A 26,990-nucleotide genomic window follows, 5' to 3' on the forward strand; every position below is an offset into this window, starting at 1 on the left:
TCGGGTGTCGGTTTGTGACCGGCACGCAGGCCGGATCGGGGCTAAGCTACGGTCAAGATCCGGAGGAGTGGTGCGATGACGATGTCCGATCTTTCGCGTGTCAGACAGCCCGTTGAACAGGCGCGCGGCCTGCCGAATGCGCATTACACCGATCCGGACATGCACGCGGCCGAGCTGAAACGGCTCTTTGCCGATGAATGGTGTGCCCTGTGCACCGAAGCGGACATTCCCCGGACGGGCGATGCCTTTCCGCTGACCTTCGCCGGGGAGCCCTTGCTGGCGCTCAGGGGCGGCGACGGGGTTGTGCGGGTGTTTTACAACGTGTGCCGCCATCGCGGGATGATCCTGGTGGAGTCGCCGCGACGGATCGAAGGTGCGTTGCGCTGTCCGTACCATTCGTGGTGCTACGCCACCACGGGGCGACTGGTGACCACGCCCCATGTCGGCGGGCCAGGCCAGAATACGCACCCCGGGCTCGACCGCGACAGGCTCGGGCTCATTGAATTGCGCAGCCATATCTGGCACGGCATCGTGTTCGTGAACCTCTCGGGCTCCGCGCCCCCGTTCGACGTCCGGCACGCGGATTTGCTGGCCCGGTGGGCCGAGTTCGCCCAACCGCTGCACCATGGCGGTCCGGACAGTCGGTTCTCGCTGTCAGTCGAAACCAACTGGAAACTCGCGGTCGAGAACTACTGCGAAAGCTATCATCTGCCCTGGGTGCACCCGGGATTGAACAGCTATTCCCGGCTCGAAGATCACTACAATATCGAAAGCGAGGGGTTTTCCGGCCAGGGCACCGAGGTCTACCGGCAGTTGCGCGACGCCGAGGGCGGGACTTTTCCGGACTTCGCCGGCCTGTCGCCGAAATGGGACAAGGCGGCGGAATACATCGCACTTTACCCGAACCTGCTGCTTGGGGTGCACCGTGACCATGCATTTGCGATCCTGCTGCACCCGGACGGCCCGGGACGCACACGCGAGGACGTGCATCTGTACTACGCGACAGCGGATACCGACCCCGACTTGCGTGCCGCAAATGCGCGGCAATGGCGTACGGTCTTCGAAGAGGACATCTTCGTGGTGGAGGGCATGCAAAAGGGCCGCGCGGCGCAAGGGTTCGATGGCGGGCGGTTTGCACCTGCGATGGACGCGCCGACACACCGGCTGCACGCGTGGGTTGCCACTCGGATGGCGGCTGGCTGAGGGTATGCGCGGCACGCAGGACGACCGGTTTGCCGCCGCCCATGTAGCCGGCGACACCGCGACTGTCATCGCGCTCTACCTGCAAGCGGCAGACGCCGCAGCGCCCGATGGGGAGGCGTTCTATCTGACACAGGCTTATGTCACGGCGCTGGAAGCCGGATTTCCGACGGAGACGCTTCTGGCCCGGTTGCGGGCACTTGGGGCAGAACCCTAGCAAAGGTGCGGACGGCAGGGGGCATATATGCCGTCCGCGATTTCTGTTTAGCCTTCGGAGACGATCAGGCCGGCTTCCTCGGCCGCAGCCAGTTCATCGGCATCGATCGCGCCGTCGGAATTGGCGTCCATCGCGGTGTAGGTTGCCTCGGACAAGGCCGGGAAGGCGACCAGCAACTCTGCGAACGAGAGCATGCCGTCGCCATCGGTGTCCAGCTCGGCCTTGTTGCCCATGGCAAAGGCGCTTGTCGCCAGCGTGGCTGCGGTCACGGCAAGGATCAGGGTTTTCATGAGATCACTCCTCAAAAGGTTGGTTGCCGAAGGAGCCCGTGTCTGAGCGCCTTCTGATGCTAAGAGCCTGTGACGGACCGATGCGTCCCATGTGCTGCCGGACCGGCGGCCCGCCGCCAAAGCCCGCGCGCGCCACACGCGGAGGGTTGCCGACAAGAGGGTTTATTCCGTGGCGGCCCCCTGCTCGGCAGGTTTCCTCGCATTTACCAGGCGCGGTTCAAAGCCCAGCTTGAAGACATGACCGAGGACATCCACACCCCCCGCCCGCCTTGCGTGACCGACCTCGCCCTGGTCGCGCTGATCCCGAAACTGCGTCCCCTCGCCCGCCGTCTCGGGCGGGACCGCGCCGAAGCGGACGACTTGTTGCAGGAGACGCTGACCGCGATCCTGATCCGCTTGCGCGACGGGGCCGCCATCGACAACCTGCCCGCCTATGGCCGCATGGTTCTGAAGAACGCCGTGCGGCGGCATGGACGCCTGGAGCAGACGCTTCAATTGGAGGAAGACAGCACAGATCTCGCACAAGGCCCCGACGAGACGGCCTTTGCCGCGCTGGAGGCGATCGCGCATCTGCCGGATGCGCAGGCCCGGCTGGTCCGCGCCGCGCTGGAGGGAGACAGCACATTGCAGCTTGCCGCACGCGAGGGCATCCCGCCCGGGACCGTACATTCCCGGCTGGCGCGGGCCCGGGCACAGTTGCGGGTCGATCTGGATATGGCATGAGGGCAAGAAAAAAGGGCGGCTGGGGGGCCGCCCTGTTTAGTTTCGCTGATCAGGCTCGTCGTTGTTACCGCTCGTTTTGTTTTCTGCCTGCGGCCTGACCCGCGCTCAGGGCGAGCGCACCCGCCCCTGAACTTGTTGCGTGTGGCAGGGCAGCCGTGCCGCGCCTGCCCTCGTATCAGCTACACCCCGACGTGCCGCCGCAAGTGTTGCACTTCATGCAGGTGCCGTTGCGCACGAGCGTGTAGTTGCCGCATTCGCCGCAGGCCTCGCCCTCGTAGCCCTGCATCTTGGCCTTGGCGCGCGCGTCCAGTTCGGTGGCCGATCCAGCAACGGTGGTGGAGGTGATGGCCGTTTCCGAGCGCACGGCGGTCATCGTGGCGACCTCGCCTGCGTTGACCTCCCCCATCACGGGGATCGGTGATCCGCCGCCCTGAAGGACTACCAGTTCCTGTGGCATGCGTTTGCGCAGATATCCGGTGGAGCTGATCTGCTTGAGCACTTCGAGCGACTTGGAGGCCGCGCTGTCCGACATCTCCTGGATGTTGGAGACGCCCTCTTCCTCGCCCCGGCCCAGATCGTCGAACGCGGCGCCTTCGGGCGCGACATGCGCCAGATCGGTCCGGTCGAGATAGCTGACAGCGAGTTCGCGGAAGATGTAGTCGAGGATCGACGTGGCGTTCTTGATGCTGTCGTTGCCCTGAACCATGCCCGCAGGCTCGAACTTGGTGAAGGTGAAGGCGTCCACGAACTCCTCAAGCGGGACCCCGTATTGCAGACCGACCGACACGGCGATGGCGAAATTGTTCATCATCGCGCGGAAGCCGGCGCCTTCCTTATGCATGTCGATGAAAATCTCACCGAGGTTGCCGTCCTGATACTCCCCTGTGCGCAGGTACACCTTGTGACCACCGACGATGGCCTTCTGGGTGTAGCCCTTGCGGCGCTCGGGCATCTTCTCGCGGTGGGACTTGACGACTTCCTTGACGACCACCTTTTCGATGATCTTCTCGGCCAGCACGGTTGCCTTCTCTTGCACAGACCCGGTCTCAAGGATCTCTGCCGCCTCGTCGTCGTCCTCCACCAGCGCGGCCGCGAGCGGCTGGCTGAGCTTGGAGCCGTCGCGATAGAGCGCGTTCGCCTTGGTGCCGAGCGACCAGCTGAGCTCATACGCCTTCTGGCAATCCTCGATCGTGGCATCGTTGGGCATGTTGATCGTCTTGGAGATCGCACCCGAGATGAAGGACTGCGCGGCGGCCATCATGTAGATGTGGCTGTCCACGCTGAGGAAGCGCTTGCCCTTCTTGCCGCAGGGGTTGGCGCAGTCGAAGACATTGTAGTGCTCGGTCTTGAGGAACGGTGCGCCTTCGAGGGTCATGGTCCCGCAGACATGGTCGTTTGCCGCGTCGATATCCGCTTTCGCGAAGCCGAGATGGCGCAGCATGTCGAAGGTCGGGTCGTTCAGCTTGTCCGCCGGAATGCCGAGGGTCTTGGTGCAGAACTCCTCCCCAAGGGTCCACTGGTTGAAGACGAATTTGATGTCGAAGGCGGATGGGAGTGCCGCTTCGATCTTCTCGATCTCGGCCGGACCGAACCCGTGGCCGATCAGCGAGGTGTGGTTCACGCCAGGCGCATTGCCGAGAGTGCCGTGGCCGACGGCGTAGGAGACGATCTCTTCGATCTGGGCCGAGCCGTAGCCGAGCGTTTCTAGCGCGGCTGGTACCGACTGGTTGATGATCTTGAAGTAACCGCCACCGGCTAGCTTCTTGAACTTCACCAGCGCGAAGTCGGGCTCGATCCCGGTGGTGTCGCAGTCCATGACAAGGCCGATCGTCCCTGTGGGCGCAATGACCGTGGCTTGCGCGTTGCGGTAGCCGTGCTTTTCGCCCAGGGCCAACGCTTCGTCCCAGCTGGATTTCGCCAGCGCGGACAGCACCTCGTCGGGGCAGTTGGCGTGGTCGAGCGGGACCGGCTTGACCGCCAGATCCTCGTACCCGTTCGCCTTGCCGTAGGCGGCGGTGCGGTGGTTGCGCATCACCCGCAGCATGTGGGCACTGTTGGCCTCGTAGCCCGGGAAAGTGCCCACTTCGGACGCGATTTCGGCGGAGGTGGCGTAGGACACACCGGTCATCACGGCGGTCAGGGCCCCACACAGGGCGCGGCCTTCGGCGCTGTCATACCCAAGGCCCATGTTCATCAGCAGACCGCCGATGTTGGCATAGCCCAGACCCAAGGTGCGGTAGTCATAGGACCGTTGTGCGATTTCCTTGGACGGGAATTGCGCCATCAGGACCGACACTTCGAGCGTCAGTGTCCAGAGCCGTGTCGCGTGCACATAGGCCTCGGCGTCGAACTGGCCGTCCTTGTAGAAGGTCAGCAGGTTCATGGAGGCAAGGTTACACGCCGTGTCGTCGAGGAACATGTACTCCGAGCACGGGTTTGATCCGCGGATCTCACCATCTTCGGGGCATGTGTGCCAGGCGTTGACAGTATCGTGGAACTGGATGCCGGGGTCGGCGCAGGCCCAGGCCGCGTGGCCGATCTGCTCCCACAGTTCGCGCGCCTTGATGGTCTTGTCCACCTTGCCGTCTGTGCGGCGGATCAGTTCCCAATCGGCGTCATCCTTGACCGCTTGCAGGAACGCATCCGTCACCCGAACAGAGTTGTTGGAGTTCTGGCCGGAGACGGAGTTATACGCCTCGGAATCCCAGTCGGTATCGTAGGTCGGGAACTCGATCGACGCGTAGCCCTGCTTTGCATAATCGAGGACGCGCTTGATGTAGGTCTCCGGGATCTGGACCTTCTTGGCGGCGCGGATTGCAGTTTTCAGCGCGACGTTCCTGGACGGATCGACCGCGTCCTCGCCCAGACCGTCCCACTCGCCGATTGCGCCGAAGATATCGTTCAGTTTGGTTTCGTGAACCTTGGAGCCGGCGACGAGGGAGGCAACCTTCTGCTCCTCCTTCACCTTCCAGTTCACGAACTCCTCGATGTCGGGGTGGTCGGCGTCGCAAATCACCATCTTGGCTGCCCGGCGTGTGGTGCCACCGGACTTGATCGCGCCCGCCGCCCGATCCCCGATTTTAAGAAAGCCCATCAGGCCCGACGACTTGCCGCCGCCTGACAGGGCTTCCCCTTCGGCACGGAGGGAGGAGAAGTTGGTGCCCGTGCCGGAGCCGTATTTGAAGAGCCGCGCCTCGCGCACCCACAGGTCCATGATGCCACCTTCATTCACCAGGTCGTCGGCGACGGACTGGATGAAGCAGGCATGCGGCTGCGGATGCTCGTAGGACGAGGTGGATTTGGTCAGTTTTCCGGACTTGTGGTCGACATAGAAATGGCCCTGTGCGGGACCGTCGATGCCGTAGGCCCAGTGCAGGCCGGTGTTGAACCACTGCGGGGAGTTCGGCGCAGCCATCTGCCGGGCCAGCATGAATTGCATCTCGTCGAAATAGGCCTGCGCATCGGCTTCGGAGCTGAAATAACCGCCCTTCCAGCCCCAGTATGCCCACGCGCCTGCAAGGCGACGGAAAACCTGCTTGGCCGACGTCTCGCCGCCATAGCGCTTGTCCTCGGGCAGCTTTTTGAGCGCCGCCTCGTCCGGCACCGAGCGCCATAGAAACTCCGGCACGCCCTTTTCACGCACGGGCTTCAGCGCGGCCGCGACACCTGCCTTTCGAAAGTATTTCTGCGCAATGACGTCCGACGCGACCTGGCTCCAGCTGGAGGGCACCTCAAGCTCGTCGAGCTTGAACACGGTCGACCCGTCGGGGTTGCGGATTTCAGAGGTGGTGATTGAAAACTCAATGCCGGAAAGCGCGTCTTGTCCGTCCGTCGTGAAATGGCGTTCTATTTTCATGTCTGCCCCATGTTGGCCATTTGATACCCGGCCATGCGGTTGGTCCGCCGTGCCGTTTTACCCAGTCTCGTGCGGAGGAGGTCCGTCAGACAAACCTGTCCCGGGGCCCGACATGATCCCATGTCGTCGCCTGGTCAGTGTGTGCGTCTGTATGATCGGGGAAACACCAAATATGGTGCTTGCCTCCTCCGCCAACACAATCTGGCGTAGGACGCCCTAATGGGTCAACTACATTTTGTGACGTTTGCACGACAAAATACTATTGACGGTGCATTAACCCAGATTCTCTTGGCCTGTGCGGAGTTTCGACGGAGGCGAATGTTGTGAGATCGCCACGGCGCAAGTCGAAAAAGCCGGATATTGGATAGATCTTAACGAGTGGGTAACACAAAATGAAGTGGTGCACCTGCCGACCACACCCATACATATGGTGGTTGCGCGACTCGCAAACCTCGCGCGGCAGCCTCATGCCGGTACGCCGTGAGGTCTACAGGGAGGGCCCAGGGTGAAAATACTTGGAAGTGGTCGGGGCGGCGAGATTCGAACTCACGACCCCCTGTACCCAAAACAGGTGCGCTACCAGACTGCGCCACGCCCCGACGCCGCTTGATTACTGCCAAGCCTTCGGTTTGGAAAGCCCTAATCGTCGCCTAATTGACAGCGCAGGCCCAACGCGCCTGCGCGCCGAAAGCCGGGTGGCGCAGTTCCGTGCCGGGGGCGATCCCGATCCGTTGCGATTGGCCGCCGTTTATTTCCAGCACCGCCAGGATCCCATCCCCGCCCGGGATCGGCGTCTCGTCGAGGGGGATGGCATTCTGGTGCACATGCTGCACGACCCCCTGCGCGTCGACGAAGATCATGTCCAACGGGATGAGCGTGTTGCGCATCCAGAACGAAACCGACTGGGAGCGTTCGTAAACGAACAGCATGCCTGCACGCCTTGGTAGGCTTTCGCGGAACATCAACCCACGTCCGCGGCTTTCCGGGGTATCCACAACCTCGACCACGTAGGAGGCCTGCCCCCAGTCACCGCGCAGGTCAACGCGGTCGGGTGCGCAATCGCCAAGCGCGACGTTTGCGGAGACCAGAAAAAAGATGAAAGCGAAGAGACGCAGGAACGTCATTCCTCTTCGATCGCGGCGTCCCAGCTGAGCACTTCCAGAGCCAATCGACCCCGGTCGCTGTCTCCGACCCGGATGGCCACGGCCTCGCCTGCCTGAAGATCGGCAAACCCGCAGCGGCGCAAGACATCCATGTGAATGAAAATATCGTCGCCCGCGCCGAAAGCGTTCACGAAGCCGAAGCCCTTGACCTTGTCAAACCACTTCACGCGGCCCGGAACGATGTCGAGATCATCGAAACTCTGCGGCGCATCCGCCGCCCCGTCCTCAACCTCGCCACCTTCGGGAGGGGCGATGGTGACCACTTCTGTTGCCTGAATGCCACGCGGCGTTTCCTGAACGCGGATCTGCACCCGCGCCCCATCTGCAACAGAACTCTGTCCGAAATTGCGCAGTACGTTTGCATGAAGCAGGATATCCGGCCCGTCAGCTTCGCCCACGACGAAGCCAAACCCTTTCTTCGGGTCGAACCATTTTACGGTCCCGTATATCGTGGGACTGTCAGCCATAGGTTTCTGCACAGCATGGTTCCGGGTTAACGAATAAAGGCGCCGCGACGGGCAACGAAGTATTACACAATGGTTTCAACTTTTGTGAGGTCGCGCAAGAAAAACTTTAAGGATTAGGGCCTTATCGTTAACGGCTCACAAACCCTACGGATTCAAACGGCTGATATTCCAAGATTTTTCGCCTTTTAGGCGAGTCCAGCGAAATCTGTCATGCAGCCGATAATCTCCATCAGCCCAGAATTCGATCTCGATCGGCGTTATCCTGAAGCCGCCCCAGAAGGGCGGACGGTCCGGATTTAGCCCTTTTTCCAACCCCAAGCGGGCCGCGTCGGCCATCAGGGACGCGCGACTACCCAGTGGCTCCGACTGCCGCGAGGCCCATGCCCCTATTCTGCTTTTAAGCGAGCGGGACTTGTAATACTCATCCGCCTTCAGACCATCCTCTCGCGTTACAAATCCCCGCACACGGATCTGCCGACGCAGAGATTTCCAATGCATCACGAACGCCGCCGCCCCCGCGCTTTCGATTTCCTGCGCTTTCACGGAGCCATAATTCGTGTAGAACACGAACGCGTCGTCTTCGATGTCCTTCAGAAGCACCATCCGCGCATTGGGCATCCCCGTTGCATCGACGGTGGACAGAGCAATCGCGTTGGGATCGTTCGGCTCGGACGCCTCTGCTTCCGCCAGCCAGGCACGCGCCAGTTCGAAGGGATCTTCGCCTGCGAATTTGCCGGTACGGTCGCTCATGGGTCTTGTCTCCGGATGCGGCCGCCGGGGTGGGGCCGTCTGGTCACTTGATGCAGCTTGGGCTTTCGCCTAAACGGGCGAGACCGAGAAATGGACTAGAGGCAGAAAATGTCAACGGGGCTAATGCAAGGAAAACGCGGGCTGATCATGGGCCTTGCGAACGACAAATCCATCGCTTGGGGTATCGCAAAAGCCTGCGCCGATGCCGGAGCGGAACTGGCTTTGACCTATCAGGGCGATGCTTTCCGAAAACGGGCTGAACCTTTGGCAGAACAACTCGGCTCGACCGAGGTGATCGATTGTGACGTGACAGATCCAGCTTCTCTGGACGCTTTGTTCACGCGACTGGAAAAGGTCTGGGGCAAGCTGGATTTCGTGGTGCACGCCATCGGTTTCTCGGACAAGAGCCAGTTGCGTGGGCGTTATGTCGACACGACCTCCGACAACTTCACCATGACGATGGATGTCTCTGTCTACTCTTTCACAGCGGTCTGCCAACGCGCCGAGAAATTGATGCCCGACGGTGGGTCGATCCTGACGCTGACGTATTACGGCGCCGAGAAGGTGATGCCGCATTATAATGTCATGGGCGTGGCCAAGGCTGCGCTTGAGGCGTCGGTAATGTACCTGGCCGAAGACCTCGGCAAGCAGGGGATCCGTGTGAACGCAATCAGTGCCGGGACGATTAAGACGCTCGCTGCCAGTGGCATTGGTGATTTCCGCTACATTTTGCGCTGGAACGAGTATAACGCACCTCTGCGCCGGACCGTGACGCAGGACGAGGTCGGTCAATCCGCGCTGTATCTTCTGTCTGACATGAGCCGCGCCGTGACCGGCGAGGTGCACCATGTGGACAGCGGCTACCACGTGGTGGGCATGAAGGCGGTGGACGCGCCGGATATCGACGCTGCAACCGGGCGCAAGTAGGCCGCGATGGAGCTTGCGCAGCTTCTCGCGTTCAACGCAGCACTTCTGGTCGCGATGGCCAGCCCGGGGCCTGCCTTGCTGGTTCTGACGCAGACTGCGATCAGCGCCGGGCGCGCACGGGCCATCTGGACAGGCGTGGGTCTGGCTGTGATGGCGGCGACGTGGACGTTGATGGCGCTCCTGGGGCTCGAGACGATCTTCACCTTGTTTCCAGCCACCTATGTCGGACTGAAAACCGCCGGTGCGCTGTACCTGATCTGGATCGCGTACCAGACGTGGAAGGCCGCGCGGACCCCCTTGCCAGAGGCCGTACGGGTCAAACCGGGCAAGGCGTTTCGGCGCGGGTTGATGATCAACCTTGCCAATCCGAAATCGGTTCTGTTTTCGGCGGGGGTTCTGGTCGTGATCTTCCCGCCCAACCTGAGCGCACCCCAGATCATATTGGTCACCGCCAATCACCTTGCCGTTGAAATCATTGTATATTCCCTGCTTGCCAGTGCACTCAACAGGCCTGCGGCGCGCCGGGCATACTTGTCTGCGAAATCGCATCTCGACCGGCTTGCAGCAGTGGTTCTGGGCGGTCTGGGTGTGCGGTTGCTGGTGGAACGCGCGCCGTGACACTGGCCGCGTTCGCGTCCATCGCGCTGATCCATCTGATGGCGGCGATCAGCCCGGGGCCGTCCTTCGTGGTGATCACGCGTGTTGCGGCGGCGGACGGGGTGCGCAATGCCCTGATCCTCGCGCTGGCCTTCGGGGTGGGTGCGGCGGTGTGGGCGGCGGCGGCGATGTTGGGGCTTGCAGCCCTGTTTCAGATCGCCCCGGTCCTGCTTACGGCGCTGAAATTCGCGGGCGCCGGGTTCCTGCTCTTCATCGCCTACATGATGTGGCGGCACGCGGATGACCCGCTGCCGCTGGACGCGGATCGCGCGCCCAACGGGGCCGCGCAGGTGTTTCGCCTTGGGCTTTTGACGCAGCTTTCAAACCCGAAAGTTCCTGTTTTCTTTGGCGCTGTGTTCGTCGGCATCCTGCCGCCCGAGATCACGTGGACCGAGAAGGCTATCGTTCTGGCACTGGTCCTTCTGGTCGAGGGGGGCTGGTACATTCTGGTCGCGCGGCTCTTTTCGCTGCCGCGCGCGCGGGCGGGATACGTGCGGCTCAAACGCCTGCTCGACCGGGTGTTCGGGGGGTTGATCGCGCTGTTCGGAATACGCATCGCCGCTGGCTGATCATCGGGTTTTGTACATTTTGTGGCACTTCCCAGAGGCCTGTTTTACAAAACGTAGCAAAATACAAACACGGGGATTCTCGGGCCATGACAGACCAACTGCCACACGAAAAGGGCTTCCATGTGAGCTGGGACCAGATCCACCGCGACAGCCGCGCGCTGGCGTGGCGGCTGGACAAGCGCGGCCCGGGCGCGGAGGGCGCTTGGCGGATGATCCTCGCGATCACGCGGGGTGGAATGGCCCCGGCAATGATTGTCGCACGCGAGTTGGACATCCGGCAGGTCGCCACGATTTCGGTCCAGTCCTACCACCACCAGACGCAAGGCGAGACGGTCATCCTGAACGAACCTGACCCCGACATGGTGGGCGACGGCACGGGCGTTCTGGTCATCGACGATCTGGTGGACAGCGGCCGCACCCTGGAAGTCGTGCGCGATAAATACCCAAAGGCCCATTTCGCCACCGTCTATGCCAAGCCGAAGGGCGAACCGATGGTGGACACGTTCATCACGAGCGTCAGTCAGGACACGTGGATATTCTTCCCGTGGGACATGGCGCTGCAATACGTAGACCCCTATCGCGGGGCCTGAGCCCCGATGGGCCCGCTGAACCCGACCCTTGTCCACACGCAAGCGCCCCCCGTGATGGAGGCGCGGCGCTGGCTGGCCGAAGCCACCCTGCCCCCGGACATGCCCTTGCTGAACGTCAGTCAGGCGGCCCCGACAGCGGCCCCACCCCTGCCCCTGCGTGAGGCCATGGCGGAGGCGGTGATGGCGGAGGGTCAGGCGCATCTCTATGGTCCGGTTCTGGGTCTGCCTGAACTGCGCGACACGTTGGCCGCACGGATTGCCGCGATCTATGGGGCAGAGGTTGGCAGCGATCAGGTCGCGATCACCTCTGGCTGCAATCAGGCGTTCGCCGCTGTCGCCGCGACCTTGGCCGGCGCGGGTGACAACGTGATCCTGCCGTTGCCGTGGTATTTCAATCACGAGATGTGGCTGAGCATACAGGGGGTGGAGGCGCGCGCGCTTCCCACGGGCGATGACCTGACCCCGGACCCGGACGCGGCCGCCGCCCTGATCGATGACCGCACGCGCGCAATTGTGTTGGTCACCCCCAACAACCCAACGGGTACCGAATACCCCGACGCGCTGATGGCCGCGTTCCGCGATCTGGCGCGCAGCCGAGGCATCGCGCTGATCGTGGATGAAACCTACCGCGATTTTCACGGGACCGATGGCGCGCCGCACGGGCTGTTTGCCGATCCGGACTGGGATGACACGTTGATCCACCTCTATTCCTTTTCCAAGGCCTACCGGCTGACCGGGCACAGGGTGGGCGCGCTGGCCACCAGCCCCACGCGGTTGGAACAGGTGGAGAAATTCCTCGACACCGTGCAGATTTGCGCGCCGCAACTGGGCCAGCACGCGGCCCTGTGGGGGATGACGCATCTGGCAAGCTGGCTGGCGGAGCAACGGCTTGAGATCCTGGCCCGACGGGACGCCCTGCGGGCCGCGTTCCAGCGTCTGCCGGGGTGGGAGTTGCTGGGCTCCGGGGCCTATTTCGGCTATGCCCGCCACCCGTTCGAGACCGCGTCCGACGCCTTGGCGCAACGCATGGTGCGCGAGATCGGGGTGCTGGCGCTGCCCGGCACGATGTTTGGCCCCAACGGCCACGCGCCCGCCGCGCGCGAGATGCGCTTTGCCTTTGCCAATATCGACGCGCGCGGGATTGCAGAGCTTGCAGACCGGCTCGGGCGCCTGCGCGCCTGAGTTCGACGCAACCGGCCCTTGCCGCCCTGCGCGCCAGCGCCTAAACGTGTCATCACCGCGGGATTTCAGGGAGAACCGGGCGCGATGAAGGGGAAAACCTCCAACATTTTCATGACCATCATTCTGGGTCTGCTGATCCTTGGTCTGGCAGGGTTCGGCGTGACCAGCTTTGGCGGGTCGATGGCGCGGATCGGATCCGTCGGAGATACGGACATCACCGTGGATGACTACGCCCGCACCTTGCAGAACCAGATCCGGGCGACCACGGCGCAGACCGGTCAGGCGATGACCATGGCAGATGCGCGCGCCATAGGACTGGACCGGCAGGTCCTCTCGCAACTGGTGGTGCAGGCCGCGCTGGACAACGAGGCGAACCGCATCGGCCTGTCGGTCGGGGATGAGCGGGTGCTGGCGGACATTCAGGCGATCCCGACCTTCAACGGGATCGACGGCACCTTTGATCGCGATGCCTACGAATTTTCCTTGCAAAGCAACGGCTTGTCGCCGCCTCAATTCGAGGAGCAGATCCGCGCGGACGCGGCGCGAACGCTGTTACAAGGCGCGGTGGCGGGGGGCATTCGTGCACCCGAAGCGCAGTCCGAACGGCTTTATCAGTTCATATCGGAGCGGCGGCAGTTCACTTGGGCCCCGCTTGACCTGGCAACGCTCGGGATCGAGGTGGCGCCCGTGTCGGACGCGGAGATGCGCAGCTATTACGAGACCAATCCGGCGGAGTTCACCGAACCCGAGGCGCGCGAGATCACCTATGTGCTGCTGACCCCGGACATGATGCTGGATCAGGTCGCCCCCTCCGACGAGGAGGTTCAGCGCCTGTATGACCTGCGCAGCGACGAGTTCAACCGCCCTGCCCGCCGGGTTCTGGACCGGCTGGTCTTTGCGACCGAGGACGAGGCTGCCGCCGCGCTGGCGCGGATCAACGCCGGGGAGATCACCTTCGAGGCGCTGGTGGAGGAACGCGGCCTGACCCTGGATGATGTCGATCAGGGGGAAGTGGCGGTTGCAGATTTATCGGATGATCTGGCGGAGGCGATCTTTGCCCCGGAGGATACTGGCGTGATCGGGCCCCTGCCCTCGTCTCTGGGGCCTGCGCTGTTTCAGATCAACGCGATCCTGTTGCCACAGGTGACCGCGCTGGCGGATGTGCGTGACGATCTGGTGGCCGAACTGGCGCTGGACACCGCGCGGCGCGCGATCAGCGCCGAGATCGAGGCACTGGACGACCAGCTGGCCGGGGGAGCAACGCTTGAGGAACTGGCCGAGGCCAGCGGCATGGAGATTGGGCAGATCGCCATGACGCCCGAGACCGACGAGGGCCCTGCGGCCTATCCGGAATTCCGGGAAGTGGCGTTGACCGCGCAGGAAAGCGATTTTCCGGAGCTGGAGTTACTGGATGACGGCGGCGTGTTTGCCTTGCGGGTCGATGGCACCCGTGCACCGCGCCTGCAACCGTTTGACGAGGTGCGCGACCAGGTTGCCGCGGCCGCGCAGCGTCGCGCCGAACGACAGGCCGTGCGGGCCGAAGCCGACGCATTGGCCGAGCGGCTGCGCGGCGGAGAGGTGTTTTCCGATCTGGGTGTCACGCTGCTGCGCGAAGACGGGCTGACCCGGGATGCGTTCCTGGAGAACGCGCCGATCGGGCTCGTGACCCGGGTGTTCGAATTGAACCGTGATGATGTGGAGGTGGTTGTGGATGAAGGCGGGATCGCGCTTGTGCAGCTGGACGCGATCCTCGGGCCGGATCCCAATGATCCGGATGCCGCGCTGGTCCAGCAGGTGCTTGACCGGGGGCTGAGCGAAAGCCTCGCACGGGACATCTTCAACGCGTATTCGATGGCGCTTCAGGAAGAGGCCGGTATCCAGATCGACCAGTCCGCGATCAACGCGGTACAGGCGCAATTCCCCTGACCGGTCCGAGATACCCATGGCCCTGACCCCAGAATTCGACGCCTTCGAGGCCGCCTACGGGCGCGGCGAAAACCAGGTCGTCTACACGCGGCTGGCGGCTGATCTGGACACGCCCGTTTCGCTGATGCTGAAGCTCGCGGGCGCGCGCAAGGACAGCTTCATGCTGGAGTCGGTCACCGGCGGGGAGGTGCGCGGGCGCTATTCCGTTGTGGGCATGAAGCCGGACGTGATCTGGCAGTGCCATGGCGAGACCAGCCGGATCAACCGCTCCGCCCGGTTCGACCCCGAGGCGTTCGAGGCCGTGCCCGGGGACCCGTTGGCCGCCCTGCGCGCGCTGATCGCCGAAAGCCGGATCGAGATGCCCGAGGGGTTGCCGCCCATCGCGGCAGGGCTGTTCGGCTATCTGGGCTATGACATGATCCGTCTGGTCGAACACCTGCCGGATGTGAACCCCGACCCGCTTGGGCTGCCGGATGCGGTGCTGATGCGCCCGTCCGTCGTGGCGGTTCTGGACGGGGTCAAGGGAGAGGTCACGGTCGTGTCGCCGGTCTGGGCGGGCGCGGGCCAGTCGGCGCGCGCGGCCTATGCGCAGGCCGCAGAACGCGTGATGGACGCGGTGCGCGATCTGGAGCGCGTGGCCGCAGGCGAGACCCGCGATCTGGGCGAGGCCGCCGAGATCGGCGCGCCGGTGTCGAACTTCACCCATGCGGGCTATCTGGCCGCCGTGGAAAAGGCCAAGGACTATATCAAGGCGGGCGACATTTTCCAGGTGGTGCCGGCACAGCGCTGGTCGCAGAACTTTCCACTGCCACCCTTTGCGCTCTATCGCAGTTTGCGACGCACCAATCCGTCGCCCTTCATGTTCTTTTTCAATTTCGGCGGCTTCCAGGTGATCGGCGCGAGCCCCGAGATCCTCGTGCGGGTTTTCGGACGCGAGGTCACGATCCGGCCCATCGCGGGCACCCGCCCGCGCGGCAAGACGCCCGCCGAAGACAAGGCGCTGGAAGAGGACCTGCTGGCCGACCAGAAGGAACTGGCAGAGCATCTGATGCTGCTCGATCTCGGGCGCAACGACACGGGCCGTGTGTCCAAGATCGGCACCGTGCGCCCGACCGAGGAGTTCATCATCGAACGCTACTCCCACGTGATGCACATCGTGTCGAATGTGGTGGGAGAGTTGTCGGACGACCATGACGCGCTGTCGGCGCTGCTGGCCGGTCTGCCCGCGGGCACGGTATCAGGCGCGCCGAAGGTCCGCGCGATGGAGATCATCGACGAGCTGGAGCCGGAAAAGCGCGGCGTCTACGGAGGCGGCGTCGGGTATTTCGCGGCGAACGGGGACATGGATATGTGCATCGCGCTGCGCACCGCCGTGCTGAAGGACGAAACGCTGTATATCCAGGCCGGTGGCGGCGTGGTCTACGACAGCGATCCTGAGGCGGAGTACCAGGAGACCGTCAACAAATCCAAGGCGATCCGCAAGGCGGCGGAGGATGCGGGACTGTTTGTCGGTGGTGGCGGCGGCAACGGTTGACCGCGCGCGTGTTCGACCCGTTGCGATCAGGTATTTTTGCACAAAAGAAACAGACGCGCTGCGCCTAGCTGCCCTCCAGCAGGATGGACGACACCGGAGCCAGTTGGCCGCCGGAGCCGCGCGCCCAGTCGCGCAGGGCCACCAGGGTGTCGGCCTGCGTCTCGCCGAGGACGACCACCGTGCCCTGGCGGGATGCATCAAAGAGCGCCCGGTCAAGGGTACGATCGGTCTGGGCCGCAGCCACCCGCGTCGGCAGCACCGTGTTCACCGGCGCCAGCGCCGTGCCCTGGGCGCGGGCGACCTGCGCCAGCGCATTCAACCCGCGCGGCTGGGCAATCAGACCATGCCCGGTTTCCGCGAGGCGCCCGGCCAGCTGGGTAAGCAGCGCCCGATCATCCAGCACGGGACTGCCCGGCGGCAGCAGCACGCCGACGGCCTCCGGCAGGCGGGCGATATGGGAATTCAGCGCCACGTCTATGTCGCGCGGGCGTGGCTGTGGCGGCAAACCGGTCAGCACGATGAGCACCTCGTGCCCGGCGGCGGTCAGCGCCTGCGCACGCTGCGGGGCCTCCAGCCAACTGGGATCCAGGGCCACCGCCAGCGGCGCGTCGATCCCGGCGAGAATATCCGTCACCGACCGCTCGGGCGAGGTGGCCTGCAGGACGATGGCCGCGCGCGGTCCTGCGCCGGTCCACGGTTGGGCGTTGCGCGCCAGCGCCCCGACCGGGACTTCGGGCAGATCCTGCGGCGCCTCGGCAGAGGCGGCCGGGGCGGCCTCGGGGTCTGTGACGCCGATTTGCGGGAACCGCGTGCCCCCGCCCACGCGATTGGCGCCGAGGCGCGAGACCCCGTCAGTTCCGCCGCCCACCACGATGCGGCGCGGCAGGCTTCCAGGAGAGGTGGCCGGGGGAGTGGGCGGTTGCAACCCGGCAAACCGGTCCTCCGGCGCGGGGTCAGGTTCGGGCGCAGTTGCGCCAGGCGCGGGCGCGGCAGGCGCCGGGGGTGTCCCGGGAGTCTGGGGCACAACGGCGCGCGGCGCAGGCGGAAGCCCGACAATGGGTTGGGTCAGCGCGGCAAGGCGCAATCCGGGGGGGGCGGGTGCCGTCCGCGTGTCCGGCGCATCGAACGGGGTCAGCGAAGCGGGGGCCGGCGCGGGCGCGCTTTGCGCTGCGCGCACGTCGGCCAGCGGCGTTTCCACGGGCGTTGCGGGCACGGCGATCGCGCCAAGATCAGGGACCGGCGCGCGCCCCGGCGCGGATGGCGTACCCAGCGCGACAGGCCGGACGGGCACCTCGGCGGGTGGGTTGGGCAAGGCGGCCAGTTGCAGGTCGGGGGCGACCGGAGTGGCCGCCGGTTGATCCGGCACAGGCTCTGCCGCGATGCCCGCCGCGTCGGGCACAGGCAAGACGGCGGGCGACGGGGCAGCCTCGGCGTTGGGGGGCGCGCCGGCGGGCGGCGCGGGCGCGATGGCACGGGGTGCGGGCGACAGACCGGGCGCGCGTGGGGACGGCAGCGCCGCCTGCGCCACCCGGGGGGCGGTTTCCGCGCGCGCCTGCGCACCGGGGTCGCCGCGCGGCGGCTCCACCGGGGCGGCGGCGACATCGGGCACCGTGGTCAGACGCGCCGGCGTCGAGGCGGCCGGAGCCTGTTGTGCCATGTCGGGCACAGAGGGCGGTTGCGGGCGCGCAGGGGCACTCCTAGGCAGTGTCGGATCGGCTGGTCGCGCGGCAAGCTCGGGGGCGGGTGTCGCGGGCTCCGGCACCTGCGGTTCGGGCGGGGGCGCGTCTGCCACCTGCGCCCCGGGCGGCGGCGGTGGTGGATCGGCGAGGATGACACGCTCTTCGGACACCCGCGGGAGGTCTGTTGCCGGGGTCGGCTCAGCCGGGGCGTTTTGCTGGGTCGCTGCAGCCTGTTGCTGCCGGTCGACCAGATCACGCATGGGAAAATAGACCGAGGCCACGATCAACGCGACCATGCTGGCCGCCCCGCCCCAGAAGAGCCCGGAAAGCAATCCTCTGCCCATTGCCTGTGTCTCTTTTTGCTTCTTGGCCGGAACTGCCCCCGGCTGTGGCCAACTGTCCCATGCAAACCTGCGTTTATGCAAGCCCCGCGCGCGCGAAATGCCAAGTTGAGCGTAGGTTTGGGGCGCGAAAGCCGCAGGGCTTGACCCCCGGGCCTGCCTGAGGGCATCTATACCGCGCCCTGAGGGGTGCGTGCACGGCATGACGCCGGACGAGCGACCCGGCAAGGGACGGTACGAGGGACGGGAACCGACATGCTGCTGCTGATCGATAACTACGACAGTTTTACCTACAACCTCGTGCATTATCTGGGCGAGTTGGGGGCCGAGGTGCAGGTGCATCGCAACGACGCGCTGGATGTGCAGGCAGCGATGGCGCTGCGCCCATCCGCGATCATGCTGAGCCCCGGCCCTTGCGACCCGGATCAGGCCGGCATCTGCCTGGCGCTGACAGAAGCCGCCGCGGAAACGCGCACGCCCCTGATCGGGGTGTGTCTGGGGCACCAGAGCATCGGGCAGGCGTTCGGCGGAAAGGTCGTTCGACATTCGGAAATCGTGCACGGCAAGCTGGGGCAGATGAGCCACACCGGCAAGGGGCTCTTTGCTGGCCTCCCCTCGCCCTTTGCGGCCACCCGGTATCATTCGCTGGTGGTGTCGCGGGACAGTCTGCCGGACTGCCTGGAGATCACGGCAGAGCTTGAGGACGGCACGATCATGGGGTTGCAGCACCGTGACCTGCCGATCCACGGTGTGCAGTTTCACCCCGAAAGCATCCGGTCCGAACACGGGCACAAGATGCTGCAAAATTTCCTCGATATCGTACCGGAGGCCGCATGAGCGACGCTTTGAAGCCGTTGATCGGAGCGGCGGCCGATCGTCCGTTGACGCGGGCGGAGGCAGAGACGGCATTCGCCGCCCTGTTCGAGGGCGAAGCTACGCCGAGCCAGATGGGCGGGTTCCTGATGGCGCTGCGCACGCGCGGCGAAACGGTCGAGGAGTACGCCGCAGCAGCAGCCGTGATGCGCGCGAAGTGCAACGCCGTGACCGCGCCGGAGGGGGCGATGGACATCGTGGGCACCGGGGGTGACGGCAAGGGCACGCTCAACATCTCCACCGCGACGGCGTTCGTCGTGGCCGGTGCGGGCGTGCCGGTGGCCAAGCACGGCAATCGCAACCTGAGTTCGAAATCCGGGGCGGCGGACGCACTGGGGCAGATGGGCATCAACGTGATGGTTGGCGCGCAGGTGGTGGAATGCGCATTGGCGGAGGTCGGGATCGGGTTCATGATGGCCCCGATGCACCACCCCGCGATCAAGCACGTGATGCCGACGCGGGCGGAGCTTGGCACGCGGACGATCTTCAACATCCTCGGGCCGCTCACCAATCCGGCGGGGGTGAAACGCCAACTGACCGGCGCGTTCTCGCGCGATCTGATCGGACCGATGGCGGAGACGCTCAAGGCGCTTGGCTCGGATGTGGCGTGGCTGGTGCACGGGTCGGACGGGACCGACGAGTTGACGATTACCGGCGTGTCGTGGGTGGCGGCGTTGGAAAACGGAGCGGTCACGATGCGCGAGGTGCACCCCGAAGAGGCAGGCCTGCCCGTGCATCCGTTCGAGGATATCCTCGGCGGCACGCCCGAGGAAAACGGGCGCGCGTTTGCCGCCCTGCTGGACGGTGCGCCCTCGGCCTATCGCGATGCGGTCCTGCTCAACGCCGCCGCTGCGCTGGTGGTTGCCGGGGCGACGGAGGATCTGCGCACGGGCGCGGACATGGCCGCCACTTCGATTGACAGTGGCGCGGCGAGGGGCAAGGTTCAGGCGCTGGCGCAACTGACAACGGAGGCCGCGGCATGAGCGAGACGATCCTCGACAAGATCAAGGCCTATAAGCTGGAAGAGGTGGCTACTGCCAAGGCCGCCCGCCCGCTGGCCGAGGTGGAGGCCGCCGCCAAGGATGCCCCGCCCCTGCGCGGGTTCGCCAAGGCGCTGCGTGCCGCGTCTGATACGGGCTATGGGCTGATTGCGGAGGTCAAGAAAGCCTCCCCCTCCAAGGGGTTGATCCGCGCGGATTTCGGTCCCGCCAGCATCGCCGAGGCCTACGAGGCCGGCGGCGCGACGTGCCTGTCGGTCCTGACGGACACGCCGTCCTTTCAGGGCGCACCGGAGTATCTGGTCGCGGCGCGCGGTGCCTGCGCCCTGCCCGCCCTGCGCAAGGATTTCATGTACGACCCCTATCAAGTCGCCGAGGCGCGCGCCTGGGGTGCCGATTGCATCCTGATCATCATGGCGAGCGTGTCGGATGCGCAGGCGCTTGAGCTGGAGGACGCCGCCTATGGCTGGGGCATGGACGCGCTGATCGAGGTGCATGACGCCGAGGAACTGGAGCGCGCGTTGCTGCTGAAGTCCGAGTTGATCGGGATCAACAACCGTAACCTCAAGACGTTCGAGACCTCGCTCGATACCACGCGCACGCTGGCTCCGACCATTCCGCCCGACCGGCTTGTGGTCGCGGAAAGCGGGCTGGCGGGTCCGGCGGAACTGGCCGACCTTGCGGGGTACGGCGCGCGCACCTTCCTGATCGGCGAGAGCCTGATGCGGCAGAACGACGTGGCGCAGGCGACCCGTGCCCTGCTGGCCGACCCGGTGCGAAAAAAGGACGTGGCATGAGCGGTTTGACCCATTTCGACGCCAAGGGTGAGGCGCATATGGTCGACGTTTCCGACAAGGAGGTGACAGACCGCATCGCCACCGCGAGGGGCGCGGTCATAATGCTGCCCGAAACGTTAACTATGATCATGGAGGGGCGCGCGAAGAAGGGCGATGTGCTGGCCGTTGCACGGCTGGCCGGGATCATGGGATGCAAGAAAACCGCGGAGCTTATCCCGCTATGTCACCCGCTGCCGATCACCAAGGTCGCGCTGGAGTTGCGCCCGGACGACGCCCTGCCCGGCGTCCATATCGAGGCGACCGTGAAGACCTCGGGTCAGACGGGGGTTGAGATGGAAGCCCTGACCGCTGTTACCATCGCGCAGCTGACGCTCTATGACATGGTCAAGGCCGTCGACAAGGGCATGCGCCTGACCGACACGCGGCTGATCTTCAAGGATGGCGGAAAATCAGGAAAGTACGAGGCGGAATGAGCACGTTGACCCCCGTTTCAGAGGCGCTGGACGCGCTGTTCAAACTCGTTTCGCCCTTGCAGGTCGAAGACGTGGCGCTGGCCGATTGTGCCGGGCGGGTGCTGGCCGAAGACGCGGTCGCCAAGCGTCGCCAGCCACCTTTCGATGCCTCCGCAATGGATGGCTACGCCGTTCAGGCCGACGACGCGCGGCCCGGACGGGAGCTGGAGGTTGTGGGCGAGGCCCGCGCCGGGTTCAGCTGGTCGGGCACGGTCGAGGCGGGTCAGGCCGTGCGCATCTATACCGGTGCCCCCGTGCCTGCTGGGGCCGCGCGCGTGATCATCCAGGAAGATGTGCAGCGCGATGGGGACAAGATCACCCTGCTGGACACGCTTGGGGATGCGGACAACATCCGCCCCGAGGGCAGCGATTTCACCGTGGGCGACACGATCAGTGCGCCGCGCCGGTTGCGCCCGGGCGATATTGCGCTGTGTGCATCCATGAACCTGCCGAGCCTGCGGGTCTACCGCCGCCCCGAAGTGGCGATCATCGCCACCGGCGATGAACTGGTGCAGCCGGGGTCGGAGCCCAACAAGGATCAGATCGTTTCGTCCAACAGCTATGGGCTGAAGGCGATGTTCGAAGCCGCGGGTGCGGTGGTGCGGATGCTGCCCATCGCGCTCGACACGGCCGAAAGCCTCGGTCAGGTGCTGGAACTGGCACGAGGTGCGGACGTGATCATCACCATCGGCGGCGCGTCGGTCGGTGACTATGATCTGGTGGGCGAGGTTGCGGCCTCCATGGGGTTGCAGCGGGAGTTCTACAAGGTGGCCATGCGGCCCGGAAAGCCGCTGATGTGTGGCTTGCTCGGCGGATCGCTTCTGGTCGGGCTGCCGGGCAACCCGGTGTCGTCGATGGTCTGCGGACAGATCTTTGTCGTCCCTGCCCTGCGCGCCATGCAGGGCCTGCCCGCGGAACCCGCCCCGCGCCAGCGCGGGCGCTTGGCGTCTGACGCGGGCAAGAACAGCGAGCGCGAGCATTACATGCGCGCCAAGCTGGAGCTGAGGGATGGCGCGGTCTGGGTGCATCCCGAGAGCCGTCAGGACAGCTCCCTCCTGTCGGTCCTGTCCTGGGCGGACTGCCTGCTGGTGCGTGCGCCCCATGCCGATCCGCTGTCCTACGGCTCAGAGGTCGAATACATTCCGCTTTAACCAACACCGGTCGGACTCCTTTCCAAACCGTTGACACAAAGGGAGAACAAGGGTAGAACTTAGCGCGAACGGCGTGCGATGTTCACCTTTTGGTAACTCCTTTTTGGCTCGGTGAGCACGCAGGCCACAGCGACAAGCCGCAGCATCGCGGCGCCGCATGAGGCTGAGGGAGCAGACATGCTGACGAAAAAGCAGATCGAACTTCTGGAGTTCATTCACAAGCGCATGCAGCGCGATGGTGTGCCGCCCTCGTTTGACGAGATGAAGGACGCGCTGGACTTGCGCTCCAAATCCGGGATCCACCGGCTGATTACGGCGCTGGAGGAACGTGGGTTCATCCGACGGCTGGCACACAAGGCGCGCGCGCTGGAAATCGTGAAGCTGCCCGACGCACTGGCCAACAAGCCCGGAGGGTTCCAGCCCAAGGTGATTGCCGGGGACAAGGCGGACCCGCCCAAGGGCGCACTGCCTGTCGATGCCCTCAACGCGGTCGAATTGCCGGTGATGGGCCGGATCGCTGCCGGCACGCCGATCGAGGCGATTTCCGAAGTGTCGCACCACGTCGCCGTGCCCGGCACGATGATGCGGCAGGATGCCGAGCACTACGCGCTGGAGGTCAAGGGCGACTCGATGATCAATGCCGGGATCAATGATGGCGACATCGTCGTGATCCGCGAAACCGGCGTGGCTGACAGCGGCGACATCGTCGTGGCCCTGGTCGAAGGGCACGAGGCCACGCTCAAGACCTTGCGCAAACGCGGCAATGCGATAGCGCTTGAGGCCGCGAACCCGGCCTACGAGACGCGTGTTTTCCCGGCAGATCAGGTCAAGGTTCAGGGCAAGCTAGTCGGGTTGATCCGGTCCTACTAAGGGGCGGCCTGCGCGGCACGCCCGAAGATTTGCACCATCAGGCTGACCGGGCTGTCGCGCCCGGCCCCGCCAGTCCAAAGGCGCGTGCCATCGTCGGCGCGCGCTTTTTCTATGGTCAGGACCCCATCGTTCTTGGCAAGCGCCAGCGCGCCGGTCTTGCGCAAGTCGCGGATGTCGAAGGTTTGGCAGGCCCCGCGCCGGTCCACGGCTTTGTTCAGGATCACCAGATCGGCCTGCGCGCACACGTCGGTGTAGCGGGCCAGCCCGGTCTTGCCGCGCAACTGCACGATGCGCGTGCCGTCCAGATCGAGCACCGTCTCCATCCCGTCGATGACCAGCCCGGCGCGGGCGGCTGCGGCGGCCTGGTCTACGCCGTCGCCATCGTTTTCCAGCCAGACCCGGGCAGAGAAGCCATCGCCGCGCGGGCGGGACAGGACACGCCCCTCGGGCGTCAGGAGGCCCAGTAATCCGCCGGTTTCCGTGACCAGCAGGGCGGGACGCTCCACCTGCGTCCACAGCGCCAGCGCCAGTGCTGCAGGGGCCAGCCCGGCGATGCGCACCGCGCGCCAGGGGCCGAGTGCTGCGAGAATGCCACCGCCGAGGATCAGGCCCAGCACCCAGCCCTGCGGGCGCGGGACACGGCCCACGGCCCCCTCCCACCCGGCGATGGTGCTGGCGACCCAGAGGATCCAGCGGATCCCGTACTCCGTCGCCATGAGCGGCACCCAGTCCAGACCGAAGGGCAACAGGAACAGCGCGAAAATCGCCCCCGGCATCACCACCATGCCCATCACCGACACCGAAGCGAGGTTCGCGATCAGCCCGTAATGCGCGATAATGTTGAACGTCGCCGCCGCAATCGGCGCCGTCGCGGCCCCCGCGACGAACGACGTAAAGAGCAATGACACCGGTCCGCGCGCCCATCTGGGCACCGCCTGCCACGGCGGCCAGTCTCGCAGCGCGTTATACGCCACAACCAGTGCCGTGGTGGCGGCGAAGGACATCTGGAAACCCGGCCCCATCACTGCCTCGGGGCGCATCATCAGCACGATCAACGCCGCCCAGGCCACGGAGCGCAAGGAGATGGCGCGCCGATCCACCAGCACCGCGATGAGCATCATCGCAACCATGATGAAGGCGCGTTCAGTGGCGACCGCCGCGCCTGATATGACCAGATAGCTGGCCGCGGCGATCAGCGCGCCCACTGCGGCGACTTTCTTCTCCGGCACCCGTAGGGCGAGCCACGGGATCGCCGCGATGCCGGTGCGCAGGATCAGGAACATCGTGCCGGTCAAAAGCCCCATATGCAGACCGGAAATGGCCAGAAGGTGCGCAAGGTTCGTCGCGCGCAAATCCTCTACACGCGCGCTATCGATCCCGGCGCGGTCCCCTGTCAGGATCGCGGCGGCAAACGCCCCTGGCTGGCTCGGGATACGCGCCTGGATGCCAGCACTGAGCGCAAGCCGGAACCGGTAGATCTTGAGCGCGAGCCCCGTGCGTTCGGGCTCGGCCCAGAGCAGCACCGGCACACGCGTGTAGCCAACCGCGCCCAGACGCTCGAACCACGCGTGGCGGCGAAAATCAAACCCGCCAGGTTCCGCCGGGGCGGCGGGCGGTGACAGGTGCGCGGTGGTCATCACCTGCTGTCCCGGCTCGAACGAAACAAACCCCTGATCACCGTGCAACGAGAGCCGCACGCGGTGCGGCGTCCGGTGGGGGGCCGTGTTTTCCAGCCGCACCCGATCGAGGGTCAGGCGCAACGCCCCGCCGTAGGAGCGGTCGATCTCGACCAGTCGGCCTTCGACCGGGCCATAATACCGGTATTCGAGCACCGGAGCGGCCAGCCGCGCGGTGCGTTCGGCGGCAAGCCCATACCCCAAGGCAAGCATCCCGATGAACAGTGCCACAGGGCGCGCGCGCCACGGCCCGCCCAGCCCGAAAACGACGCCCATGCCGCCAAGCACCAGCAATCCGGGCACCGCCCAGGGCGGCGGCTCTGCCGGAGCGATGAAATACGCCAGCGCCCCCACCCCCAGCAGAACGGGCAGCCAGGGAAACAGCGCCCGGCGCAGGTCGACAATGAGCGTCACTTGTCCTGTCCCAGCGGGTTGGCTACAGAGCCTCAACCTTATCGAAACCTTGGTTGCTGAAGGGTTAACGCCCGCAAGATGCGCCGCGCCGCAGCAGACCGACAGGAGCCCCTTGATGTCCGATCCGATCGTCACCCGCTTTGCCCCCTCGCCCACCGGTTATCTGCACATCGGCGGAGCGCGCACGGCGCTGTTCAACTGGCTCTACGCACGCGGCCGCGGCGGAAAGTTCCTGCTGCGGATCGAGGATACCGACCGCGCGCGGTCCACGCCCGAGGCCACGGCCGCGATTTTTCAGGGCCTGCAATGGCTGGGACTGGACTGGGATGGCGATGCAATCAGCCAGGTCGCACGCGTAGACCGCCATGCGGAGGTGGCCCACACGCTGCTGGACGCTGGCAAGGCGTACAAGTGTTTCTCCCCCCAGGAGGAGATCACGGCCTTCCGCGAGGCCGCGCGGGCGGAGGGTCGATCCACCCTGTTCCGTTCCCCCTGGCGGGATGCGGACCCGGCCACCCATCCCGATGCCCCGTTCGTGGTGCGCATCAAGGCCCCGCAGGACGGAGAGACGATCATCCGCGACGAGGTGCAGGGCGAGGTGCGCATTCGCAATGACCAGCTTGATGACATGGTGCTGCTGCGGTCAGACGGCACCCCGGTCTACATGCTGGCGGTGGTGGTCGATGACCACGACATGGGCGTGACCCACGTGATCCGCGGCGATGACCATCTGAACAACGCCGCCCGGCAGATGATGATCTACGACGCGATGGGCTGGGATGTACCGGTTTATGCGCATATCCCGCTGATCCACGGGCCGGACGGCAAGAAACTGTCGAAACGGCACGGCGCGCTGGGGGTCGAACAGTACGAGGCGATGGGGTATCCAGCGGCGGCGATGCGCAATTACCTTGCGCGGCTCGGCTGGAGCCATGGGGATGACGAGTATTTCACCACCGAGCAGGCGCTGGACTGGTTCGATCTGCCGGGAATCGGCAAATCCCCCGCCCGGTTCGACACCAAAAAGCTCGAAAACCTGTCTGGTCAGCATATCGCGGCAGCCGCGGATAATGATCTTGTCGCAGGTGCGGCAGGATATTTGGCGGCCGCAGGACAGGACCCGTTGTCGGACGCGCAGGTGGAGGGTTTGTCGCGTGCGATGTATTGCCTCAAGGAGCGGGCAAAAAATTTCCCTGAACTCCTTGAAAAAGCAGAGTTTATCTTAGCCACGCGGCCAATTGCCCCGGATGAGAAGGCGGCAAAACAGCTGGATGATGTATCCCGTGGTATACTGGCAGAATTGACGCCGCACCTGCAAGATGTTAGCTGGACGCGCGACGCATTGGAGGCCGCCATGGCTGCTTTCGGGGAGGCGAAATCCCTGAAATTCGGCAAACTGGCCGGGCCTCTGCGTGCAGCTTTGGCGGGGCGGTCGGTGACCCCCAGCGTATACGACATGATGCTCGTTCTGGGCCGCGAGGAAACCCTCGCCCGGCTTGGTGACGCAGCGGCATGAGGGATCCGGTGCCTGCCAGCGCATGACCCTCGTGCACCCGGATTAACCGGTCGCAAGACCGACATGCCACGCCCGGCCCGGACCTTTCCGCGCCTCGGTTACAAAGAGGGAC

24 protein-coding genes and 1 tRNA gene are annotated in these 26,990 nt (G+C 65.1%); 17 read left to right on the forward strand and 8 right to left on the reverse strand.

Annotated elements, in window-relative coordinates; all coding sequences use genetic code 11:
• Positions 1 to 75 precede the first annotated feature (75 nt).
• Positions 76 to 1,203, forward strand: a complete 1,128-nt coding sequence (locus ACP15N_RS02685) for an aromatic ring-hydroxylating oxygenase subunit alpha (protein ID WP_425090671.1) — start codon at positions 76 to 78, stop codon at positions 1,201 to 1,203.
• A 4-nt stretch (positions 1,204 to 1,207) separates the two neighbouring features.
• Positions 1,208 to 1,417, forward strand: coding sequence for a hypothetical protein (locus ACP15N_RS02690; RefSeq protein ID WP_425090672.1), 210 nt, complete (start codon positions 1,208 to 1,210; stop codon positions 1,415 to 1,417).
• Positions 1,418 to 1,464: 47 nt separating this feature from the next.
• On the opposite strand, the gene ACP15N_RS02695 is transcribed toward ACP15N_RS02690, so the two are convergent.
• Positions 1,465 to 1,707 (reverse strand): EF-hand domain-containing protein, encoded by a 243-nt coding sequence (locus ACP15N_RS02695; protein ID WP_425090673.1) that lies wholly within the window; start codon positions 1,705 to 1,707, stop codon positions 1,465 to 1,467.
• Positions 1,708 to 1,944: 237 nt separating this feature from the next.
• Between ACP15N_RS02695 and ACP15N_RS02700 the strand changes: the two genes are divergently transcribed.
• Positions 1,945 to 2,430 (forward strand): RNA polymerase sigma factor, encoded by a 486-nt coding sequence (locus tag ACP15N_RS02700; protein WP_425090674.1) that lies wholly within the window; start codon positions 1,945 to 1,947, stop codon positions 2,428 to 2,430.
• Positions 2,431 to 2,605: 175 nt separating this feature from the next.
• Here ACP15N_RS02700 and ACP15N_RS02705 read toward each other — a convergent pair whose 3' ends face one another.
• The 5 genes from ACP15N_RS02705 to pdxH form a co-directional block, all read right to left on the reverse strand.
• Positions 2,606 to 6,286 (reverse strand): vitamin B12-dependent ribonucleotide reductase, encoded by a 3,681-nt coding sequence (locus ACP15N_RS02705; RefSeq protein WP_425090675.1) that lies wholly within the window; start codon positions 6,284 to 6,286, stop codon positions 2,606 to 2,608.
• 522 nt (positions 6,287 to 6,808) lie between these two features.
• Positions 6,809 to 6,885 (reverse strand) — tRNA-Pro (locus ACP15N_RS02710).
• A 51-nt stretch (positions 6,886 to 6,936) separates the two neighbouring features.
• Positions 6,937 to 7,410, reverse strand: a complete 474-nt coding sequence (locus tag ACP15N_RS02715; protein ID WP_425090676.1) for a DUF192 domain-containing protein — start codon at positions 7,408 to 7,410, stop codon at positions 6,937 to 6,939.
• Complete coding sequence (locus tag ACP15N_RS02720) at positions 7,407 to 7,916, reverse strand: cold-shock protein (RefSeq protein WP_425090677.1); 510 nt, start codon at positions 7,914 to 7,916, stop codon at positions 7,407 to 7,409. Before ACP15N_RS02720 ends, ACP15N_RS02715 begins: the two co-directional genes overlap by 4 nt.
• A gap of 144 nt (positions 7,917 to 8,060) precedes the next feature.
• A complete protein-coding gene (gene pdxH / locus ACP15N_RS02725) occupies positions 8,061 to 8,666 on the reverse strand; it encodes a pyridoxamine 5'-phosphate oxidase (protein WP_425090678.1) in 606 nt (201 codons plus the stop codon).
• Between the two features lie 108 nt (positions 8,667 to 8,774).
• On the opposite strand from pdxH, the gene fabI reads away from it, so the two are divergent.
• The 7 genes from fabI (at position 8,775) to trpE (ending at position 16,051) form a co-directional block, all read left to right on the forward strand.
• Complete coding sequence (gene fabI, locus ACP15N_RS02730; RefSeq protein WP_425090679.1) at positions 8,775 to 9,593, forward strand: enoyl-ACP reductase FabI; 819 nt, start codon at positions 8,775 to 8,777, stop codon at positions 9,591 to 9,593.
• Positions 9,594 to 9,599: 6 nt separating this feature from the next.
• Positions 9,600 to 10,211 (forward strand): LysE family translocator, encoded by a 612-nt coding sequence (locus ACP15N_RS02735; protein WP_425090680.1) that lies wholly within the window; start codon positions 9,600 to 9,602, stop codon positions 10,209 to 10,211.
• Positions 10,208 to 10,819: a LysE family translocator gene (locus ACP15N_RS02740; protein WP_425090681.1), complete on the forward strand. Its 612-nt coding sequence runs from the start codon at positions 10,208 to 10,210 to the stop codon at positions 10,817 to 10,819. Before ACP15N_RS02735 ends, ACP15N_RS02740 begins: the two co-directional genes overlap by 4 nt.
• A gap of 86 nt (positions 10,820 to 10,905) precedes the next feature.
• Positions 10,906 to 11,409, forward strand: coding sequence for a xanthine phosphoribosyltransferase (gene gpt, locus ACP15N_RS02745; protein ID WP_425090682.1), 504 nt, complete (start codon positions 10,906 to 10,908; stop codon positions 11,407 to 11,409).
• A 6-nt stretch (positions 11,410 to 11,415) separates the two neighbouring features.
• Complete coding sequence (locus tag ACP15N_RS02750) at positions 11,416 to 12,591, forward strand: aminotransferase (protein WP_425090683.1); 1,176 nt, start codon at positions 11,416 to 11,418, stop codon at positions 12,589 to 12,591.
• 84 nt (positions 12,592 to 12,675) lie between these two features.
• The gene (locus ACP15N_RS02755; RefSeq protein ID WP_425090684.1) at positions 12,676 to 14,517 is read left to right on the forward strand and encodes a SurA N-terminal domain-containing protein; all 1,842 of its coding nucleotides are present in this window, start codon (positions 12,676 to 12,678) and stop codon (positions 14,515 to 14,517) included.
• 16 nt (positions 14,518 to 14,533) lie between these two features.
• Complete coding sequence (trpE, locus tag ACP15N_RS02760; protein ID WP_425090685.1) at positions 14,534 to 16,051, forward strand: anthranilate synthase component I; 1,518 nt, start codon at positions 14,534 to 14,536, stop codon at positions 16,049 to 16,051.
• Between the two features lie 64 nt (positions 16,052 to 16,115).
• Here trpE and ACP15N_RS02765 read toward each other — a convergent pair whose 3' ends face one another.
• Entirely contained in the window at positions 16,116 to 18,074 is a 1,959-nt protein-coding gene (locus ACP15N_RS02765; RefSeq protein ID WP_425090686.1) for a divergent polysaccharide deacetylase family protein, read from the reverse strand.
• 252 nt (positions 18,075 to 18,326) lie between these two features.
• Here ACP15N_RS02765 and ACP15N_RS02770 point away from each other — a divergent pair, with 252 nt between their 5' ends.
• The 6 genes from ACP15N_RS02770 (at position 18,327) to lexA (ending at position 23,272) form a co-directional block, all read left to right on the forward strand.
• Positions 18,327 to 18,908, forward strand: coding sequence for an anthranilate synthase component II (locus tag ACP15N_RS02770; RefSeq protein WP_425090687.1), 582 nt, complete (start codon positions 18,327 to 18,329; stop codon positions 18,906 to 18,908).
• The gene (gene trpD / locus ACP15N_RS02775) at positions 18,905 to 19,927 is read left to right on the forward strand and encodes an anthranilate phosphoribosyltransferase (RefSeq protein WP_425090688.1); all 1,023 of its coding nucleotides are present in this window, start codon (positions 18,905 to 18,907) and stop codon (positions 19,925 to 19,927) included. Before ACP15N_RS02770 ends, trpD begins: the two co-directional genes overlap by 4 nt.
• Positions 19,924 to 20,739, forward strand: coding sequence for an indole-3-glycerol phosphate synthase TrpC (gene trpC / locus ACP15N_RS02780; RefSeq protein WP_425090689.1), 816 nt, complete (start codon positions 19,924 to 19,926; stop codon positions 20,737 to 20,739). Before trpD ends, trpC begins: the two co-directional genes overlap by 4 nt.
• On the forward strand, positions 20,736 to 21,212 hold the full coding sequence (moaC, locus tag ACP15N_RS02785) for a cyclic pyranopterin monophosphate synthase MoaC (protein ID WP_425090690.1): 477 nt from the start codon (positions 20,736 to 20,738) through the stop codon (positions 21,210 to 21,212). Before trpC ends, moaC begins: the two co-directional genes overlap by 4 nt.
• A 5-nt stretch (positions 21,213 to 21,217) precedes the next feature.
• The gene (gene glp, locus ACP15N_RS02790) at positions 21,218 to 22,402 is read left to right on the forward strand and encodes a gephyrin-like molybdotransferase Glp (protein WP_425091597.1); all 1,185 of its coding nucleotides are present in this window, start codon (positions 21,218 to 21,220) and stop codon (positions 22,400 to 22,402) included.
• Between the two features lie 177 nt (positions 22,403 to 22,579).
• A complete protein-coding gene (gene lexA / locus ACP15N_RS02795; RefSeq protein ID WP_425090691.1) occupies positions 22,580 to 23,272 on the forward strand; it encodes a transcriptional repressor LexA in 693 nt (230 codons plus the stop codon).
• On the opposite strand, the gene ACP15N_RS02800 is transcribed toward lexA, so the two are convergent.
• Positions 23,269 to 25,362: a ComEC/Rec2 family competence protein gene (locus ACP15N_RS02800; protein ID WP_425090692.1), complete on the reverse strand. Its 2,094-nt coding sequence runs from the start codon at positions 25,360 to 25,362 to the stop codon at positions 23,269 to 23,271. The two genes, lexA and ACP15N_RS02800, sit on opposite strands and share 4 nt — an antisense overlap.
• Before the next feature lie 115 nt (positions 25,363 to 25,477).
• Here ACP15N_RS02800 and gltX point away from each other — a divergent pair, with 115 nt between their 5' ends.
• Positions 25,478 to 26,878, forward strand: coding sequence for a glutamate--tRNA ligase (gene gltX / locus ACP15N_RS02805; RefSeq protein ID WP_425090693.1), 1,401 nt, complete (start codon positions 25,478 to 25,480; stop codon positions 26,876 to 26,878).
• The last annotated feature ends 112 nt before the right edge of the window (positions 26,879 to 26,990 follow it).

It is taken from the genome of Tropicimonas sp. S265A (genome assembly GCF_049800835.1).
Lineage (GTDB): Bacteria > Pseudomonadota > Alphaproteobacteria > Rhodobacterales > Rhodobacteraceae > Dinoroseobacter.